Source organism: Hahella sp. HNIBRBA332 (genome assembly GCF_030719035.1).
GTDB lineage: Bacteria > Pseudomonadota > Gammaproteobacteria > Pseudomonadales > Oleiphilaceae > Hahella.
This window is the reverse complement of record NZ_CP132203.1, coordinates 5,297,659-5,316,055: the sequence shown is the minus strand read 5'-3', so window position 1 is coordinate 5,316,055 and position 18,397 is coordinate 5,297,659. Positions and strand designations below refer to the sequence as shown.

Annotated in this window: 15 protein-coding genes; 12 read left to right on the top strand and 3 right to left on the bottom strand. The window is 55.4% G+C overall.

Annotated elements, in window-relative coordinates:
• Nucleotides 1-9: 9 nt before the first annotated feature.
• Nucleotides 10-333: a TraR/DksA family transcriptional regulator gene (locus O5O45_RS23490; protein WP_305901754.1), complete on the top strand. Its 324-nt coding sequence runs from the start codon at nt 10-12 to the stop codon at nt 331-333.
• A 24-nt stretch (nt 334-357) separates the two neighbouring features.
• Here the strand turns inward: O5O45_RS23490 and O5O45_RS23485 are convergent, their stop codons facing one another.
• The gene (locus tag O5O45_RS23485; protein WP_305901753.1) at nt 358-1,518 is read right to left on the bottom strand and encodes a response regulator; all 1,161 of its coding nucleotides are present in this window, start codon (nt 1,516-1,518) and stop codon (nt 358-360) included.
• A gap of 204 nt (nt 1,519-1,722) precedes the next feature.
• Between O5O45_RS23485 and O5O45_RS23480 the strand changes: the two genes are divergently transcribed.
• The 3 genes from O5O45_RS23480 (at nt 1,723) to O5O45_RS23470 (ending at nt 5,203) form a co-directional block, all read left to right on the top strand.
• On the top strand, nt 1,723-2,952 hold the full coding sequence (locus O5O45_RS23480; protein WP_305901752.1) for a methyl-accepting chemotaxis protein: 1,230 nt from the start codon (nt 1,723-1,725) through the stop codon (nt 2,950-2,952).
• Between the two features lie 236 nt (nt 2,953-3,188).
• Complete coding sequence (locus O5O45_RS23475) at nt 3,189-3,491, top strand: STAS domain-containing protein (RefSeq protein ID WP_305901751.1); 303 nt, start codon at nt 3,189-3,191, stop codon at nt 3,489-3,491.
• Between the two features lie 29 nt (nt 3,492-3,520).
• On the top strand, nt 3,521-5,203 hold the full coding sequence (locus O5O45_RS23470) for a SpoIIE family protein phosphatase (protein WP_305901750.1): 1,683 nt from the start codon (nt 3,521-3,523) through the stop codon (nt 5,201-5,203).
• Nucleotides 5,204-5,230: 27 nt separating this feature from the next.
• Here the strand turns inward: O5O45_RS23470 and O5O45_RS23465 are convergent, their stop codons facing one another.
• Together O5O45_RS23465 and O5O45_RS23460 are read right to left on the bottom strand one after the other, a co-directional pair.
• Nucleotides 5,231-5,977 carry an oxygen-binding di-iron domain-containing protein gene (locus O5O45_RS23465; RefSeq protein ID WP_305901749.1) on the bottom strand — a complete coding sequence of 249 codons (747 nt, stop codon included), beginning with the start codon at nt 5,975-5,977 and terminating at the stop codon, nt 5,231-5,233.
• Nucleotides 5,978-6,077: 100 nt separating this feature from the next.
• Nucleotides 6,078-6,728 carry a hypothetical protein gene (locus tag O5O45_RS23460; RefSeq protein ID WP_305901748.1) on the bottom strand — a complete coding sequence of 217 codons (651 nt, stop codon included), beginning with the start codon at nt 6,726-6,728 and terminating at the stop codon, nt 6,078-6,080.
• 287 nt (nt 6,729-7,015) lie between these two features.
• On the opposite strand from O5O45_RS23460, the gene O5O45_RS23455 reads away from it, so the two are divergent.
• The 8 genes from O5O45_RS23455 (at nt 7,016) to O5O45_RS23420 (ending at nt 18,397) form a co-directional block, all read left to right on the top strand.
• A complete protein-coding gene (locus O5O45_RS23455) occupies nt 7,016-7,378 on the top strand; it encodes a response regulator (RefSeq protein WP_011394441.1) in 363 nt (120 codons plus the stop codon).
• A 29-nt stretch (nt 7,379-7,407) separates the two neighbouring features.
• Nucleotides 7,408-9,495, top strand: a complete 2,088-nt coding sequence (locus tag O5O45_RS23450) for a chemotaxis protein CheA (RefSeq protein ID WP_305901747.1) — start codon at nt 7,408-7,410, stop codon at nt 9,493-9,495.
• Nucleotides 9,479-9,988 (top strand): chemotaxis protein CheW, encoded by a 510-nt coding sequence (locus tag O5O45_RS23445; RefSeq protein WP_305901746.1) that lies wholly within the window; start codon nt 9,479-9,481, stop codon nt 9,986-9,988. Before O5O45_RS23450 ends, O5O45_RS23445 begins: the two co-directional genes overlap by 17 nt.
• A 45-nt stretch (nt 9,989-10,033) precedes the next feature.
• Nucleotides 10,034-12,355 carry a methyl-accepting chemotaxis protein gene (locus O5O45_RS23440; RefSeq protein ID WP_305901745.1) on the top strand — a complete coding sequence of 774 codons (2,322 nt, stop codon included), beginning with the start codon at nt 10,034-10,036 and terminating at the stop codon, nt 12,353-12,355.
• A gap of 89 nt (nt 12,356-12,444) precedes the next feature.
• Nucleotides 12,445-14,778, top strand: a complete 2,334-nt coding sequence (locus O5O45_RS23435) for a methyl-accepting chemotaxis protein (protein WP_305901744.1) — start codon at nt 12,445-12,447, stop codon at nt 14,776-14,778.
• Between the two features lie 81 nt (nt 14,779-14,859).
• Nucleotides 14,860-17,586, top strand: coding sequence for a methyl-accepting chemotaxis protein (locus O5O45_RS23430; protein ID WP_305901743.1), 2,727 nt, complete (start codon nt 14,860-14,862; stop codon nt 17,584-17,586).
• Nucleotides 17,586-18,101, top strand: coding sequence for a chemotaxis protein CheW (locus tag O5O45_RS23425; protein WP_305901742.1), 516 nt, complete (start codon nt 17,586-17,588; stop codon nt 18,099-18,101). Before O5O45_RS23430 ends, O5O45_RS23425 begins: the two co-directional genes overlap by 1 nt.
• A complete protein-coding gene (locus tag O5O45_RS23420; protein WP_305901741.1) occupies nt 18,098-18,397 on the top strand; it encodes an STAS domain-containing protein in 300 nt (99 codons plus the stop codon). Before O5O45_RS23425 ends, O5O45_RS23420 begins: the two co-directional genes overlap by 4 nt.

Sequence of the window (18,397 nt, the reverse complement as noted above, 5' to 3'; positions counted from 1 at the left end):
GGAGAGATTATGCAGCAGTCCCATATCAAGAACAGATTGTCCGAACACCTGTCCGAACTTATTACGCGTCTGGAAGACATTACTCGCGACCTCACGTCGGAGCATTCGGCGGATTCGGCTGAGCAGGCGCAGGAACGGGAAAACGACGACGTGCTGAATGCGCTCAAAGTCGAGACGGAAATCGAAATCAATCAGGTGAAAAAGGCCCTGCAACGATTGCAGCAGGGAGATTACGGCGTCTGTGTCGCATGCGGGGAGGAAATTCCCGAGTCCCGCCTGCAGGTGTTGCCTTTCGCAGAACTGTGCGTCAGTTGCGCCAGCAAGTCTGAATAACCATTTTCCCAGCCTTACTTTTGACTACTCCAGGCTGAACTGCTCCAAGGCGCGGTTCAGTTCTTCGGGAGGCAGCTTCATTATTTCGGATATCTTCTGGATCAGCTGACGATCCCCCGGGTTGACCCGCAGACCCTGATGGAAGATATCGTTGGTGGTGAAGATGGCGTTGTCGATGATCGACATGATGGAGTGTTCCTGGTCTTCCGATAGCCCCAAGGTATTCAAGGCGAACACCATCTGCTCGGCGGCGTTTTCCGTGGCGCTGATAATTTTGTCCGCCACGTCCGCATAGCGCTTGTCGATATCATTCAGCACCGTCTCCGCCTTGGAAGTCAGTTGCTTGAGTATCTCCACCTGTAGTTCAGTGGTGCGGCGGTCGTCCAGCGCCTTTACCCGGCTGTCCATGCCCTGCACCAGATAGAACAGGTTGTCCCGCAGACGTCCGCAACGTCTATCGTCCCCCAGAGGCATGTTTTTCACCAGCAGCGACACTTGGTCGAAGTTGATGAACAGGCGGCGTCCAGCGGAGTGCAGGCGTCCTGCATCCTGGAAATGTCGCAGCAGACGGCTTTCCAGATCCCGGGAGAGGCCGTTGGGCTCCATGTTTTTCTCTTCGAAACGCCCGCGAATCTGCAGGCTGCAGCGCACGTCGTAATTATTCAGCGCCTGGAACAGGCGTTGGCCTAATTCGTCGAAGTTATTGCATTCGGCGGAATCCAGCAGGAAGTTGATGTTGACGCCCATATCCCCGCTATCGGTCATGGCGGACATGGCGACGTCATGAGTGAACTGCAATTGCGACTTGAGCTGGCGGTTGGCGATCAGGTTGATGATGGCCTTGTTGATGCGGGCGATGAACTCTTCCGATGGCGTGTTGGTGGGAATGACATCGTCTGCGCCGGAATTGAACAACGCAATGGTGTCTTCGACGCTGTTGTCCGAGGTCAGGCATATCAGAGGGGTGTCGCCGATCTGGGTATCCTGGCGCAACATGCCGAGCGTCATTTGCGCCTCTTTCAGGGGTTGCTCCACACAGAGAATGATCGCATGCCATTGGCCGCCGTTGATCTTTTCAATGGCGTCATTCAGTTCGCTTTGTTGCAATTCCAGTAGGCTCAGGCTGGCTGTCTGCAGGGGCTCGGGTAGCGTGCCTATGACTAGACCTGCGTATTTCAAACCCATATGAAACTCCTTGCCGATGATCCGTATTCCGCTTTTTCGCATGGTTATCTTTGAAGCATAGCGCATTTTTCCAGGTAGGTTTCGAAGCGCCAACGCCGAATTTAGCAACCCTGGTTTATTTTGATCAGAGTCTATTTTTTAAACGGCTGCAGCAGGTTGTTCTATAGTTATTAAATCCATTTTTAACAGCTTTCCTGGAATCTTATGCTTTCAATGACACAGAACTTTATGGCGAAAGATCCAATCGTATTGGCTGCTCTGGGAACAGGGCTAGCGACGCTCTGCGCTGGCTGGCTGACGTCCGGGCTGCTTTCGGCCGGATTGTTCACCGCCTCCAGCCTGTCGTTTTTTGCTTCCTGTCTGATTTCCGACGGTAAGCAGAATGAAAGCAAGGGAGAGGAGGAGCGACAGCGACAGAGCAGCGAGCGGGACTTCCAGAACGCGATTAAAGAAATCGACAAGTACGCCAACGGACAATTGGCTTCCATCAGCTCCGATAATCGCGATCTGGCGGACACGATCAGTAACAACATTGAATTATTGGGGCAGGCGTTCGTCTCATTGAGCGAACTGGCCAATCATCAGAATGAGTTGGCCAAAGAAATCTTCGAGCGGATGAAAGGCAAGAGGAACGACCCCAAGAAAGCCGCCAAGAACGGCGGCAAAAATGAAATCGGCGATGACAATATCAGCATCGAGTTTTTTGCTAAATCATTGGATCAGGTTATCGGAACCTATGTTGATCTGTTGGTCAACGTCAGTGAGAAAAGCGTCAATGCGGTGCATCGCATTGAGGATATGGTCACTCACATCGACCAGATGTTCTCCCTGCTGGGCAATATTCAGGAAATCGCTGATCAGACCGACCTGCTGGCGCTTAACGCGGCCATTGAAGCTGCTCGGGCGGGCGAAGCCGGGCGCGGCTTCGCGGTGGTGGCGGATGAAGTGCGGCGGCTGTCGCGCACTTCCAGTGATCTCAACACGCAGATTAAGGACAAGGCTAACGAAACCAAAGACGCCATCAGCAAAGTACGGGCGATTGTCGGGGATGTGGCTTCGCTGGATATGAAAGACGCGCTCAATGCGCGCAGCTACATTGACCAGATGCTGCACACCATGCGGGAAGTCAATGATGAAGTGAACGACGCCGTGGGCCGCATGACCCAGCTTACCAAGGAAATCAAACAGTCCGTGGACTCCAGCGTGCGCGGTCTGCAGTTTGGAGACATCGCCATGCAGACCAGCGGTCGCATGATGAGGCGTTTGGAGACGCTGAATAACGCCATGCATTTGCAGTCGGAAGTCTGCGGCAAAAGCGCCAGATATACGGATGTCGGCAAGATCAGAGAACGTTTGGAGTCTTTGTATGCCGACACCAGCAAGCATGGCTCCGCCAAGGCGGCGGAATCAGGTTCCGATATAGAGCTGTTTTAACTTGATGGATGGCTCTGATTCTGAGGCGAAAGGTCTAAAAAGCCAGCAAATGCGCACAAGAATTATCCGGCGGAAAGACAGCGTCTATCTATTCGTCTGAAAACGACAGGACTTGCGCTCGTCAAGCCCTGTCATCCGCGGCTTGTCGCCGCGCGGGCGCATGTTGCGCCTGGTTATTGGCATGTCAGCATCTTCGCATGTGAATCAGTCAGATCAACCTCAGGGAACAGGGTGTTATGAGTATAGAAACCAAAGTCGCCTCGGACGGTTCCGCCGTCACTATCTACATTCGCGGACGTTTTGATTTCAGCGTGGTGAATCAGTTCCGGGAGGCCTATGAGGCCCATAAGCAAAAGACGCATTTTTACATCGACATGCGACAAACTGAGCACATGGACAGTTCGGCGTTGGGCATGTTGTTGAATATGCGCAGCTATCTGGGGCCCGATGCGGTCAAGATAGAAATCGTCAATTGCTCCCCCGGCATCCGTAAAATTCTGGAGATAGCGAAGTTTGACAAGAAGTTCGCCATAAGCTGAGCCCGCGCGGCTTTGTGAGGGGGATGGTTATGAATATTCTGGTGGTGGACGACGATATGTACAGTCGTCAGCTCATGGGATTCGTATTGGAGGAAGGCGGCCACAAGTGCGAGTTTGCGGAGTCCGGCGAACAGGCGCTGGAAATCTGGCGTAAGCAGGGCGCGGATGTGGTGCTCATGGATGTATTGATGCCGGGGATGAATGGCTATGAAGCCGCCCGCATCATCAAGGCGGAGGCGGGACAGGATCATATCCCTATCGTTTTTCTGACTGCGTTGGATGATGATCGGGCTCTGGTGGAGTGTCTGTCCATCGGTGACGATTTTCTCGGTAAACCGGTCAATTTCGTCACCTTGCAGGCGAAAATACGGGCCCATTCGCGCACTCTGGCGCTAAACCGGCAAGTGGTGGAGCAGAACCGGGAGCTGGCCTATTTCCACACCAAGGTGCAGGCCGAGCATGAGATGACTCAACACATCATGACCGCGGCGCTCAAGCTCAGCGCCAAGGATGTGTACGGGATCCGCTACCACTGCACCGCGCGCTCCACCTTCAATGGCGATCTGGTATTGCTGAAAGAGAAGCGAGACGGCGGCGCTTATGTGCTGGTGGGGGATTTCACTGGGCATGGTTTAGCGGCATCGGTGGGCTCCATCCCGGTGGCGCAGGCGTTCAGCACCATGTGCGAGCGTAATCTCTCGGTGAGCGAGATTTCTCTGGAACTGAACAAGATCCTTAAGCGCTTCCTGCCTCCCACCATGTTCTTCGCCGCCTGCCTGCTGGAGATTAACCCCACCCGCAGCAAAATAGAGGTATGGGCCGGCGGACTGCCGGACGCCTTCATTGTGGGTGTAGACAACAAGATCCGGCGGGTGATTCACTCCGCTCATATGCCCCTGGGGATCATGGAGATGGAAGAATTTGAGTCCTGGACGGAGATGATCTCCGTCACGCCCCAGGACCGTCTTTATCTCTACACCGACGGCATCACCGAGTGTCCCAATATCGCTAATGAGATGTTTGGCGAAGAGCGACTGCGTAAGGTGCTGGAATCCGGCGGGGACAATTTGTTCGACGCCCTCATTGCGGCGGTGCATGAGTTCAATGACGACCCGGATTTACAGGATGATCTGTCCCTGGTGGAGTTGAAATGCGCGCCGCCGCCCGAGACGGAAATTGCAATTGCGCCGGATGAAGAGGCGAAGGGGGATGAAGCCTCGCCCAATTCCAATCTACCGGAATTTCATCTGGAGCTGCATTGGGGCCCGGATCAACTGCGCGATTCCGATCCCCTGATGATTCTGCGCCAATGGCTGGGCAGCCATGCCGTGGTGCGCAACAGCAAGGAAGTGGTGTTTATGGTGTTGGCGGAGCTGTTCAACAATGCGTTGGAGCATGGCGTATTGGGACTGTCGTCGTCGCTGAAAGACGAGGAAGAAGGCTTCGACCGCTACTATCAGGAGCGTGTCGCCCGTCTGGAAAAACTGCAAGATGGTTACGTCAGTATGCAGGTGCATTTATCCCATACCCGCCCGTCGCGCATGATGATGAGAGTCAGCGACAGCGGACCCGGCTTTTCCATCAAAGTAGAGGATCTGGACTGCAATGACGAGTCCTTCGGCCGCGGCTTGCCGCTCATCAAAGCCTTATGCTCCGAGTTTGAGTTAGACGGAGAAAACTCTACCGTCAAAGCGTTGATCGAACTGGACTGAACGCGTTGGGGCGCCGGGCGTGTCGCCTCAACGGTTAGCGGTGCGCAACGCGGAGCCGACTTCCAGCTGTTCCAGCCAGTCCAGAAAGCGTCCCACGTCGTCGCCTTTGAAAATGCGTCCGTGTTGCGGCGCCATATATTTGATATCCAGACGCCGCACCCGGCTGACCCAATCATTTTTGGCGGTATTGGAAGGCATCCAGCGCTTGTGGAACAGCTCCATATAGCGGGTGTGCTCCTTGAAGTTCTCCACGAACAGTGGCGGTTGTCCCGGCTCCAGGGAGGCTCCGATGTCGCCGCTCATCAAAATCTTGAGTTCAGGATCGTAGACGTTGAAATTGCCGGAAGAGTGCATGTAATGGGCGGGAATCAGCTGCAGATTAACGCCGTCCAGCTCAAGCACGCCGCCTTCATCCGGCAGGGCGACGTATTCGATGTGGCTCATGCCGAAATGGCGGATGAATCCTTCCCATAGCCAGGGCGCATGCAGGCGCGCCTTGGGTAGCGCCTGATCCCAGAGCCCCAGCGAAGAAATGATGTCGGGGTCCTGATGGGAGGCGAACAGATCGGTAATCTCATGGATCGGCGCCCAGTCCAGCGCGCACGCCAGCATGGCGGAAAACAGCTCAATGCCGCCAGGCTCCAATATCAGCAAGCGGCGGTCGGTGCGCACCATGTATTGATTCGTGTCGATGATTTTTTGAGGTTTGCCTGTGTCTCGGCCGCAAATAATCCATTTATGACGTTTGCCCTGCCATAGCGCTTCGGAATGCATGGACGCTGCTCTCCACCTGTCTGCTACAGGAAACGCCAGACCCTGCGCGCTTCCCCGTTGTTGTCGTTCAACGCCTGCTGCGTTCCGAGGCTGGTTGGCGTCAGGTCAGCAGGCCCATCAAGCGCAGACCGATTGCAATGCGTTCGCTGATGCGTTCGGCTGCGTTTTCTATATTCTCGGCAATAGTGAACAGGGACTCCTGAAAGGGACCCGCCCGGGACGCCTCGATACGACAGTTGGCGACGATGGATTTGAGGGCGCGGGTGCAGTCCCTGATCTCGGTCAGCAGTTTGCGCACACTGCGGTAGTACCCGTTGGTTTCCTCTTCCAGTTGCGCCTGATCTTTCAGATTGCGCTGAAGAATCTCTCGCAATTCTTCCGATTTCGCCTCATTGACGCGCATGGATCTGTTCAGCGCCGCCGCGAATTTCTGCTGATTCATCAGTTTGACGGCGCTGCGGGACAGCTCCCTGGACGCGGCGCCGATATCCGCGGCGCAGACCATGCTGCGGGCGGCGATTTCCTCTATGAACTGGGTGATGCCACTGAAGCCTTGTCCCCACTCGCCGGCGCGGGCGGTGATGGCTTGGGCGTTTTTGGAGGAGATGGCGATGAGTTTGGCGTAGTGAATCGTACTTTTCAGTTCGCTGGCCAGGGTCGCCGAGGCGACGAAACGGGGAATGGCGCGGCCCTCGTACTGACGCACAAGATCGTCAATGTCTTCCTGTTTCAGCACATTGAGTTCAGCCATTATCGCGGATCGTCCGTTCCTGATCTTTTCTTCAATTAAAGCGGAAGTTTTCGCTTTTACAACTTGCAGAGCCTCACAGTGAAGCCACTCGCGACCCTATAGGCGAACCGATGTGTCCCGCGTTCTTTGCCCCTGTGATTTCTAAATATGCTGCTATGCTTTTATCTCAGGTTCCGGTTAAGTTTTGAGCCGTTATTCTGTTTGAGCCGTATAAGACAGTAATCTGGGTTAGTTCGGGAAACCTGACCGGTTTATTGCGCACAATCAAAAAAAGTGTTGGGGACTATATGGCAAAGATACTCGCAGTGGATGATTCCGCCTCCATGCGCCAGATGGTGACGTTCACACTCAAGGGAGCCGGGTACCAGGTGGATGAAGCCGCCAACGGCCAGGAAGCGTTGAGTAAAGCGAAGTCCGGCAAATATGATCTGGTGATCACCGACGTCAATATGCCTGTCATGGACGGCATCTCCCTGATCAAAAACCTTCGTGCGGAAGGGGCCTACAAATTCACCCCGTTGTTAATGCTGACCACAGAGTCCGGCGCGGACAAAAAAGCGGAAGGTAAAGCGGCGGGCGCGACCGGGTGGATCGTCAAACCCTTCAACCCGGATCAACTGGTCGCCACGGTAAAAAAAGTCTTGGGATAACCGGCCCTGCGCCGGCTTAGGAGAGACGCATGAGCATGGACCTCTCTCGCTTTCACGATGTCTTTTTTGAAGAAAGCTTTGAAGCCGTCAACACTATAGAGGCGAGCCTCTTGGAAGTGGATCTTGACGCGCCTGATCCTGAAGCGATCAACAATATTTTCCGCGCCGCCCACTCTATCAAGGGAGGGAGCGCCACCTTCGGATTTTCCCAGGTGGCGGCCTACACCCATGTAATGGAAAACCTGCTTGACGAAGTTCGCGCCGGCAAACGCCGCTTGACCCAACCCATTGTGGACGTGCTGCTGGAGTCCGTGGATGCGCTGCGCCTGTTGTTGTCCTCCGCCAAAGCCAGCGAGGATATTCCCGAAGAAGAATTCGCCCAGCATAAATCCAAGCTGGAAGCTATTTCCAAAGATCAATCGTCGTTGACGGCGTCGAGCCCGCCGGCCTCCAACAGTACGGCGGCTCCCGTTGCCGAAGCGGATAACGCGAATGATGGCGTCAGCGGTTGGCGTGTGGTGTTTACGCCGCACAAGGAAATGATGCAACGGGGCAACGACCCTCTGCGTCTGGCGAGAGAAATTGCGTCCCTGGCGGAAGGCGACGCAGAGATCGAATGCGACATCAGCACACTGCCGGACTGGGAACATTTCGAACCGCTGAACAGTTACCTGGGTTGGACTGTGAGGCTGCGTCAACCGGTGGAGAAAGCCGCCATCGACGACGCTTTCGCCTGGGTTGAAGACGAATGCGATATGGCTATCGTTCCCATTCCCAAGGCGCAACTGACGCCGACGCAACCCGTGGAGAAAAAGCACGCGGAGCCCGCGCCGCCCGCCGCCGAACCGGCGCAAGCAGCGGAGAAAAGCGCAACCCTCGCCGCCAAACAAACCAAGCCTGCGGTGGTGACGGAAAGCCAATCCATCCGCGTTGACCTGGACAAGGTGGACGCGCTGATCAATATGGTGGGCGAATTGGTGATCACCCAATCCATGTTGAACATGCTGAGTGAAGATGAAGCGTTGCAGGGTATGGAGAAGCTGTTGCAGGGGCTTACCCAGTTGAAGCGCCAGACCCGGGCGTTGCAGGAAGGCGTCATGCAGATCCGCATGCTGCCGATTTCCTTTTGCTTCAATCGCTTTCCACGCATGGTGCGGGACCTGAGTCGACAGCTCGGCAAAGACATTGAACTAATGCTCAGCGGGGAAAACACAGAGGTCGACAAGACCGTCATTGAAAAGATTACTGATCCTCTGGTGCATCTGGTGCGCAACAGCGTTGACCATGGCATTGAAAACCCGGCGGATCGCGTCGCCAAGGGCAAGCCCGAACATGGCTCTGTGTACCTGCGCGCTTACCATCAGGTCGGTAATATCGTGATTGAAGTGGAAGACGACGGTAAGGGACTGGATCCACAGGTACTGTTGTCCAAAGCCAAGCGCAAGGGGCTGGTCGCCGGAGACGCTATCCTCAGTGAAGCGCAGATTTTCGAACTGATTTTCCTACCGGGTTTCTCCACCAAGGAAGAGGCCAGCGATTTGTCCGGCCGCGGCGTTGGTATGGATGTAGTGAAGCGTAACGTGCAAAGCCTCGGCGGCAGTATTCAGGTGGAATCGGAACTGCATCGACGCACCCGCTTCACCATCCGGTTGCCGTTGACGCTCGCTATCATGGACGGCCAGCTCATTTCGCTAGGGGAAGAGCTTTACGTGATTCCCTTGGTCACCATCATTGAGTCCCTGCAGCCGGATCCTTCCATGATCAATCGGGTGGCGGGAACCCATGAGACCATTAAACTGCGCGGCGCTTATCTGCCGGTTTTGAGGTTGTCGGAAGCGCTGGACGCAGCTCGAAACGAAAGCGGCCATCCAAAGCCGCTTACGGAAGGCATTATTGTGATCGTTGAGCATGAAAGCCGACGTTTTGGCTTGTTTGTGGATGAGCTGCTCAGCCAGCAGCAAATCGTCATCAAATCCCTCGAAGAGAATTACCGTCTGATCCCTGGCGTATCGGCGGCCACCATTCTCGGAGACGGCAGGGTCGCGCTGATTCTGGATGTCGGCGGCCTGTCGCAACTGCAAAAAGATTCGGAAGTCAGTTATGCAGATGCAGGTTAAGCAATCATTTGAAGAAGAGCAGGATGCGGAGCATCAGGCGGAACAGGAAGATGAATATCTGACGTTTAGCCTGGCGGACGAAGAGTACGCCGCGCCGATCATGCTGGTGAAAGAAATACGCGCCTGGGAGCCGGTGACGCGGGTGCCTTACGCGGAACCCTGGGAATGCGGCCTGATCAACGTGCGCGGCTCCATCGTGCCGATCATCGATCTACGCAAACGCATCGGACTGACCAAGCTGGAATACAACAAACACACCGTTGTGGTGATGTTCGCCTTTGACGCCGGAGGGCGGGAGCGAGTGCGCGGCGCCGTCATCGACGCGCTCAACGACGTAGTGCGCTTTCCCTCCCGTAAAATCCAGCCCTCGCCGGAATTACGCAAACGCAAAGCGACGCAGTTCGCCCAAGGCGTTGTCGAGTATGACGGCCGCATGATCGTGATGTTGGATTTGATCCGGGCGTTGGGAATGGACGTCGAGAAAAGCGCGTAAACACAGGGCGGAAACAAGAATAACCTTAGGATATCGGGGAAGGACATGACGTTAAAGCGCACTTTATGGCTTGCAGGCGTAGCGGTTATCGCTATTTTCGCTGTCATTGTGGTGGTTCTGGTAGTACAGAACCGTTCCACGGTTTCTAACCAAGAGCAAATGGAAAGGCTGACGGAAGTGGTCCGGGTGATGGGCAACCTGGACATGCGAAGGGAAGGCGTGCGCGGCGCCACCTACAATTACGCCTATGGCATGGAAACCTCCAATCAGGCATTGCAGGAAGAGGCGCGCAAGGATTACGCGAATTTTGAAACGGCGATTCGCAGAAATGTGCAGACGGTGCAAAACACCCAGGTGTCGCAGAAAATCTCCGACGCCATGGAAGCTGCGGTTCCCAGCATCGACGCCTTTCTCTCCGCCGCCAACCAAGTGATGCAGAGTCGGGATATAGGGACTTTGCATGCCAGTACGCCGGTATTCGCCCGCGAGTTTAATGAGTTGGAAGCTCGCACGATGGCGATGAAAGAGCTATTGAAGTCTGAGCGCGACCGTATTCTGCAGGGCAATCGCCAGGAAATCAGCACTACGTTCGCCGCGGTGTTGGGCATTGTCATCGTTGGCCTGGTCATCATCGGCGTCGGTTTTTGGCGCTTCGGGCACAATCTGCTGGCGACTCTGGGCGAGGAGCCGGCTGTGCTGGAGAGCGCCGCCGTCGCCATCAGCGCTGGGGATATGGACGCGCAGATGACGCAGGCGGGCGGGGTTTATGGCAAATTGCGGGAGATGCGCGATGAGTTGAAAGAGCGCATTGATCGGGATCGTCAGCAGTTAGTTGTCACCACGCGGCTTAAACAGGCCATAGAAACCACTACCACAGCTCTAATGGTGGCGGACGAAGGCTTCAACATCGTTTACGCCAACCCCGCCGTGAAAAGGGTGCTGAAGAATGCCGAGGCGCAAATCAAAAAGAAGCTGCCTAACTTCAACGCCGATAAGCTGGAAGGCGTTTGCATAGACAGTTTCCACCGTGATCCTTCCCATCAACATCGCTTGCTCAGGGGGCTGCGCCAACCCTATGACGCCAGTTTGCAACTGGGCGACGCCTATTTTGACCTGACAGCTGGCGCTATCCGCAACGAGTCCGATGAGATTTTAGGCTTTGTGGTGGAGTGGCGTGATATGACATCACAAGTGAACACAGAAAGAGAGGTTCAACGCATCGTGGAGTGCGCGCGCAAAGGCGAATTGAATGCGAAGGTAGAGTTGGAGGGCAAACAAGGCTTTTTCCTGTCATTGGGCGAGGGCCTGAACGCTCTGGTGGAAGTGATGGATGACGTTCTCGGCGACGTTAGCGATGTGATGGAAGCCTTGGCGGAGGGCGATCTTCAGGAGCGCATGCGGGAAGACCATGAAGGACGCTTTGCTGCATTGGCGGAGGCGGTCAACGGCAGTATGGTGCGCCTGGATAATATCATCACCCAATTGATTCAGAGCAGTGATTCCGTGAAGGCGTCCAACCAGGAGATCTCCACCGGCAACAACCAGCTCTCAGAAAGGACGGAAAAGCAAAGCTCCAGTCTGGAGGAGACCGCCTCCAGCATTGAAGAATTGTCCAGTAACGTCAGCAACACAGCGGACAATGCGCGTCAGGCGGATCAATTGTCGAACCTTACCCGCAACACCGCGACGGAAGGCGGCGAAGTCACTCAGCGTGCGGTGACGTCGATGCGGGAAATCAATGAGGCCAGCCGTAAGATCGCCGAGATTATCGGTGTGATCGACGACATCGCTTTCCAGACCAATCTGCTCGCCCTCAACGCATCGGTAGAGGCGGCGCGCGCCGGCGAACAGGGACGGGGGTTCGCGGTAGTGGCGACGGAAGTGCGTAATCTGGCGCAGCGTAGCGCCACTTCGGCGAAAGAAATTAAAGATCTGATCGAAGATAGCGTGAAGAAAGTTCAAGCCGGCTCCAGCCTGGTTGACGAGTCGGGACAGAAGTTGGAAGAAATTATCGGCAATGTGAAAAAAGTGGCGGATTTAATCTCTGATATCGCAGCGGCGACGGAAGAGCAAAGCTCCGGTTTGGATCAAGTGAATCAGGCGGTAATGGAGCTGGACGAAATCACCCAGCAAAACGCCGCCCTGGCTGAAGAAACCGCGTCTTCGGCGGAATCCTCTCTGGAAAGCGTGGAGCAAATGGCGCAGTTGATGTCTTTTTTCAAAGTGCGTGAAGAGGCGGGGCGCGCCCCGGTGAAAGCGTCCAAACCCAAGCTGGCGTCTGTGTCTGAGTCGGCGCCGCGAAAGTCGGTCAAGCCTGCCGGCAAGCCGAAAACGGAGGGTGGAGAGGAAGACTGGGAGGTGTTCTAAAGGTCATAGCGCTTCAGTCAGCGCAAAGGCGACCCAGGTAACGCCAATAATGATAACGCTTTGATAACGACGCTATTTGGAGAACCAACATGACTCTAAAGCGTACGCTGTGGTTGGCTTTAATTCTCCTCACTCTGGTATTTGCTGTGATCGTCGCCGCCCTGGTGGCGCAAAGGTCGGCGAACAGCTCTAACCAACATCAGATGGAGGCTGTGGTCGTCGCTGTGCGGGCGGCGGGGGATCTGGATATGCGTCATGACGGCATTCGAGGCGTTGTGTATCAATACGCCTACGGCATGTCGGAAGGTCTAGACGAAGATATGCAACTGGCCCGTAATGATTTTGCTGAACATGAGGCGGCCATGCGCAGTGACGTTGATGTAATAGTGAAATCGAATATCTCAAAGGCGGTGCGTGACGCCTTGGAAAACGCAAAACCAGATATAGAGCGCTATTTCAATGGGGCGAGAGCGGTCTTGGGCAGCGCATCGCTCCCTGGCGTCGAAGCCAATGCGCAGAAGTTCCAGGAGACGTTTGAAGTGTTGGAACAAAAGCTGGGCGCGCTAAGCGAGATAATTGAAGGCAGTACGGCCAGCATTGGCGAGATGAACCATATTGAAATGAACCGTACTTTTACGGTTGTGCTGGCAGTGGTTTTGACGGGATTGCTGGGCGGCGCCTTCGGCATTTGGCGTCTGCGTAAATGGCTGTTCAACGTGCTTGGCGGTGAGCCTGTGGAATTGCAAAACATCGCCACTTCCGTATCTGAAGGACGTCTGGATGAACAGATGGAGGAACGACCAGGGGTGTACGGGCGCTTGCATGCAATGCGCAACATGTTAAGGGAGCAAAGAGCGCGGGATCAGACCCAGATGGTGCGCATGTCGCGGCTGCGGCAGGCCATAGAGACCGCCAGCGTTGGGCTGATGGTGGCCGACGAAGAGTTCAAAATCACCTACATGAACCCCGCTGTGATGCGGGCGTTGAAGAATGCGGAGCCGGAGATTCGCAAACGCTTGCCTCAGTTTGACGCCGACAAGTTGATCGGCGAATGCATTGATGTGTTTCACAAGGACCCCGGTCATCAACGTCGTTTGCTGACTCAGCTTCAACACCCCCATGACGCCAGACTGCAACTGGGCGACGCCTTCTTTGATTTGACGGCGGGGACTATTCGCGACGAACAAGGGACTATTTTGGGTTTCGTAGTGCAGTGGAGCGACATCAGTGCGCAGATCGCCATTGAGCGCGAAGTGCAGGAAATGGTCGACAAGGCCAAACTGGGGGACCTGAAAAAGCGTATTGGACTGGAAGGTAAAGAAGGCTTTGTGCGCACGCTGGCGGAAGGGCTGAATGAACTGGTCGGCGTGGTTGATCTGGTTCTGGAGGATATTCGGGAGCTCATGCAGCGGCTGGCGGAAGGAGAACTGCAAGGCCGCATGCGCGATGATTACCAAGGAGGTTATGACGAACTGGCGCAGGCCGCTAACTCCAGTATGGAGCGGCTGGACAGCATTATGCGTCAGCTCATAGACAGCAGTGACAGCGTGCGTTCGTCGAATCAGGAGATTTCCAGCGGCAATAACCAGCTCTCAGAGCGTACGGAAAAACAGAGCTCCAGCCTGGAGGAAACCGCCTCCAGCATCGAAGAACTATCCAGTAATGTGCGCAACACTGCGGATAACGCCCGCCAGGCGGATCAGTTGTCCAACCTGGCCAGGGACGCCGCCGCCACTGGCGGCGAAGTCACCAAGCGCACTGTAGCGTCAATGGGCGAGATCAATGAAGCCAGTCGCAAGATTGCGGAAATTATCAGCGTGATCGACGACATCGCCTTTCAGACCAATCTGCTTGCTCTCAACGCCTCGGTGGAGGCGGCCCGCGCGGGCGAACAAGGGCGCGGCTTTGCGGTGGTGGCGACGGAGGTGCGCAACCTGGCGCAACGTAGCGCCACCTCGGCGCGGGAGATCAAGGATCTCATTGAAGACAGCGTGAAGAAAGTGCAGGCCGGTTCGAAGCTGGTGGATGAGTCCGGCAAGAACCTGGATGAAATCATCCTGCATGTGAAGAAGGTCAGCGATTTGATTTCCGATATTGCTGCGGCGACGGAGGAGCAAAGCTCCGGGCTAACGCAAGTCAACAAGGCGGTGATGGAGCTGGACGAAATTACGCAGCAAAACGCCGCGTTGGCGGAAGAAACCGCGTCGTCGGCGGAATCTTCCCTGGATAGTGTCGAGCAGATGGTGCAGTTGATGTCGTTCTTTAAGGTAGAAGGCGACCAGGAGCGCGCCGTAAACGCATCAGCGGCCGCGCCTCGTTCAAGGAGAACCTCTGCCCCCTCAGCCAGAAAAGCATCCAAGCCGACCGCCAAAACTTCAACCAAGACTGGTTCGGGAGAGGATGAGGACTGGGAAGTGTTCTGACCATCGCCTCTTTTACGACAGGGTGAAAAATCAATCTAAAACGGATCAAAGGGCGGCATCGGTGATTATTCAGGAGGACGTATGTTAAAGAAGCTAAAAGTCTGGCAGCAACTGCTGAGTTTCGCATTGGTTTTTTCCCTTCCTCTGGCTTTTTTACTGGGGAAGAGCATCGTTGATGCGCAACAGCGTCTAAATGAACAAAGACTTGGGGAGCAGGGACTGGATATCGTGCGCCTGGTGATTCCAGTGCAAAAGCTGATAGCGGAGCACCGGGGAACCACAGCTTTGCTAAAAAATGGCGACAATAGCGTGATGGCTGCGTTGCAGGTCAATGAGGGGAAACTGGAGGCGGCCTGGAGCGCGTTGCAGGACACGGCGCGTCAACGGGATCAGGCGTTGGGAGCTCTACAGGCCGTTCAAGCCCTTTACAATGACTGGACCCGCCTGAAAAGCAGTTATAGCGCTTTAAATGGGGCGGATAGCTTCGCACAGCATACGGAAATCATTCAGGGGCTGACGGAGTATTTCAAGCAGGTGGCGGAAAACTCCAGCATGGCGGTAAGTCGAGATGTTGATATTCGGTTTCTGACTACTGTTACCACGGTGAATATGCCGGTCCTGATGGAAAATATGGGCAAACTTCGCGGCGGCTTTGCAGGACAGTTGGCGCGCTACGCGGATTCAAGGAATACTGATTTGACTGCTCTGACTCAGGCAGTGGGGCTGGGTAACTCCGTTATGCAGCGATTGGCGGACATTGAGCACAATGTCGGTCTGGTTGCGGAACGATACAGTGAGTTGCCCCCCTTGTTGGAAAGGTCGCTGGCTGCTTCCCGCGACGTGGTGATGAAAGCCAGGCAGTTGACCGCCGCAATAGATCGTAATGAGACGATTCCCGGAGACAGCGGCAAGCAGTTTTTTACTGATGCGACGGCGGCGCTTTCCCACTCTTTCGAGCTGTGGGATATGGCGGTGAGTGGGCTGGAAAAAGCAATTGAAGCAGAGATTTCCGAAGCCGCTTTCGCACGTAATTTAGCCGGTATCTTCGGCGCTGTGATACTTCTGGCGCTGCTGGGTTGCGGTTACCTTATCGTGCGTTCGATTACCGGCAGTCTGGGAGGCGAACCGGCGGAGCTGGATACTATCGCGCAAAATATCGCTGCGGGTCGATTGGAGCAAAAATTGGATGAGCGTGCTGGAGTGTACGGCCAGCTCCGCTTAATGCGGGATCAGCTGAAGGAGCAAATCGAAAGAGATCGCAAGCAGCTGATTGTCACCAGTCGTCTAAAACAGGCCGTAGACACCACTTCCACCGCCATTATGGTCGCCGACGAAAAGTTCAACATTGTCTATATGAACCCAGCCGTGAGAAAGGTGTTGAAGGATGCGGAATCTGAAATCAAAAAACGTCTACCTCAATTTGACGCCGACAAGCTGGATGGTCAATGCATTGATTTCTTTCATCAGAATCCAAGCCATCAGCGCACCTTACTGACAGGACTGCGTCGCCCCCATGACGCCAAACTACAGCTAGGCGACGCGTATTTCGATCTCACCGCCGGGACCATTCGCGGTGAGAACGATGCGGTCATTGGCTTCGTGGTGGAGTGGCGTGACGTCACAAATCAGGTCGTTACCGAACGGGAAGTGCAGCATATCGTCGAAAGCGCCAGGAAAGGCGACTTAAAGGTACGGGTAGCCATGAAGGGCAAGACCGGGTTCTTCCAGTCGCTGGCGCAAGGGCTGAATGAACTGATAGAGGTGATGTCTTCAGTGCTGGAGGATATCAGTTCAGTGATGGGGTCCTTATCGGAAGGCGATTTGCAGGGGCGCATGCGGGATGATTATGAGGGCCAGTACGCCAATCTGGCGGAGGCGGTAAACGGCAGTATGGTGCGCCTGGACAACATTATTTCGCAATTGAATCAAAGCAGCGAAAGCGTGCGCGCCTCCAATCAGGAGATCTCCACCGGAAATAACCAACTGTCGGAGCGGACGGAAAAACAAAGCTCCAGCCTGGAGGAAACCGCTTCCAGTATCGAAGAACTGTCCAGCAACGTGCGCAACACGGCGGACAACGCCCGGCAGGCGGATCAGCTCGCCAACTTCGCGCGCAGCGCCGCCGCCAAAGGCGGAGAAGTTACTCAGCGTACGGTTTCTTCCATGGGGGAAATCAACGAGGCCAGTCGCAAGATTGCTGAGATTATCGGCGTGATCGACGACATCGCCTTCCAGACCAACCTGCTGGCGTTGAACGCGTCGGTGGAAGCGGCGCGAGCCGGCGATCAGGGCCGTGGCTTCGCGGTAGTGGCGACGGAAGTGCGTAACTTGGCGCAGCGCAGCGCCACCTCGGCGCGGGAAATCAAGGATCTGATTGAAGACAGCGTGAAGAAGGTGCAGACGGGCTCTCATCTGGTGGATGAGTCCGGCAAGAATCTGGATGAGATTATTCTGCACGTGAAGAAGGTCAGCGACCTGATTTCTGACATCGCCTCCGCCACCGAAGAACAGAGTTCCGGCATCGAGCAGGTCAATCGGGCGGTGATGGAGCTGGACGAAATCACCCAGCAGAACGCTGCGTTGGCGGAGGAGACCGCGTCCTCGGCGGAGTCTTCGTTGGAGAGCGTTCAGCAGATGGTGCAACTGATGTCTTTCTTCAAAGTGCAAGGCGCCAGCAGCGCCCTGGTGAAGTCAGTGAAGCCAAAATCGTCTAAGGCGCAGGCCCCGCAAGCCAGACCTGCCGCGAAAGCGGCAGCGCGACCGCAAGCGGATAAAACGCAAACAGACGAAGACTGGGAAGTGTTCTGATGGATAAGCGACAGAATGCGCAGCAGAGCGCAGACAATAACCTGCAATTTCTGACTTTCTGGCTGGGTGACGAGTCCTACGGGCTCGACATCCTGCGTGTGAGGGAGATTCGTGGCTGGAACAGACCACGGGAAATTCCCAACGTGCCCAAGTACATCAAGGGCGTTATCGACTTTCGCGGCGGCATCGTGCCCATCGTCGACCTGCGGGTGCGCTTCGCGCTGCCCAAAGCGGATTACGATCGCGAGACCGTGGTGATCATCGTCTCCGTGGAGTTGGATAAAGAAGGGGGAGCTGAGCATCACACCATGGGCATGGTGGTGGATCGGGTGGCCGACGTCATGGATGTGGCGGAGAAGGATATCAAGGCGCGCCCGCAACTGGGCTCCAAGCTAGACACCCGCTATCTCACCGGCGTCGTCAATCGCAACGAAGGCATGGTGGTGCTGATCGATGTGGACAAACTGCTCGATCCGGAAACATTCACCCAGATGGAATCCTGGAGCAAGGAATGAGCGAACAGCATGAAAGCTATGAGTCCGGCGCCATTAAGTTGCCCGGCACTTTTTCCATCAGCTCGGTGGAAAAAATATATGAGCAGGTGAATGGCGCGCCTGCGTCGCAACGCATCAAATTCGATGGTTCAGATGTGGAAGTTATGGATGCGGCGGCGCTGCAACTGCTGCTGGCGGCGCAAAGGCGACAGGCCAGTCATGGCGGCGGCGTCGACTGGCTGGATGCGTCGGACTACATGAAGCAGGTGGTGCGCATGTTGTCCCTGCAATCGCAATTCCCCGGGCTTGCGGATTGA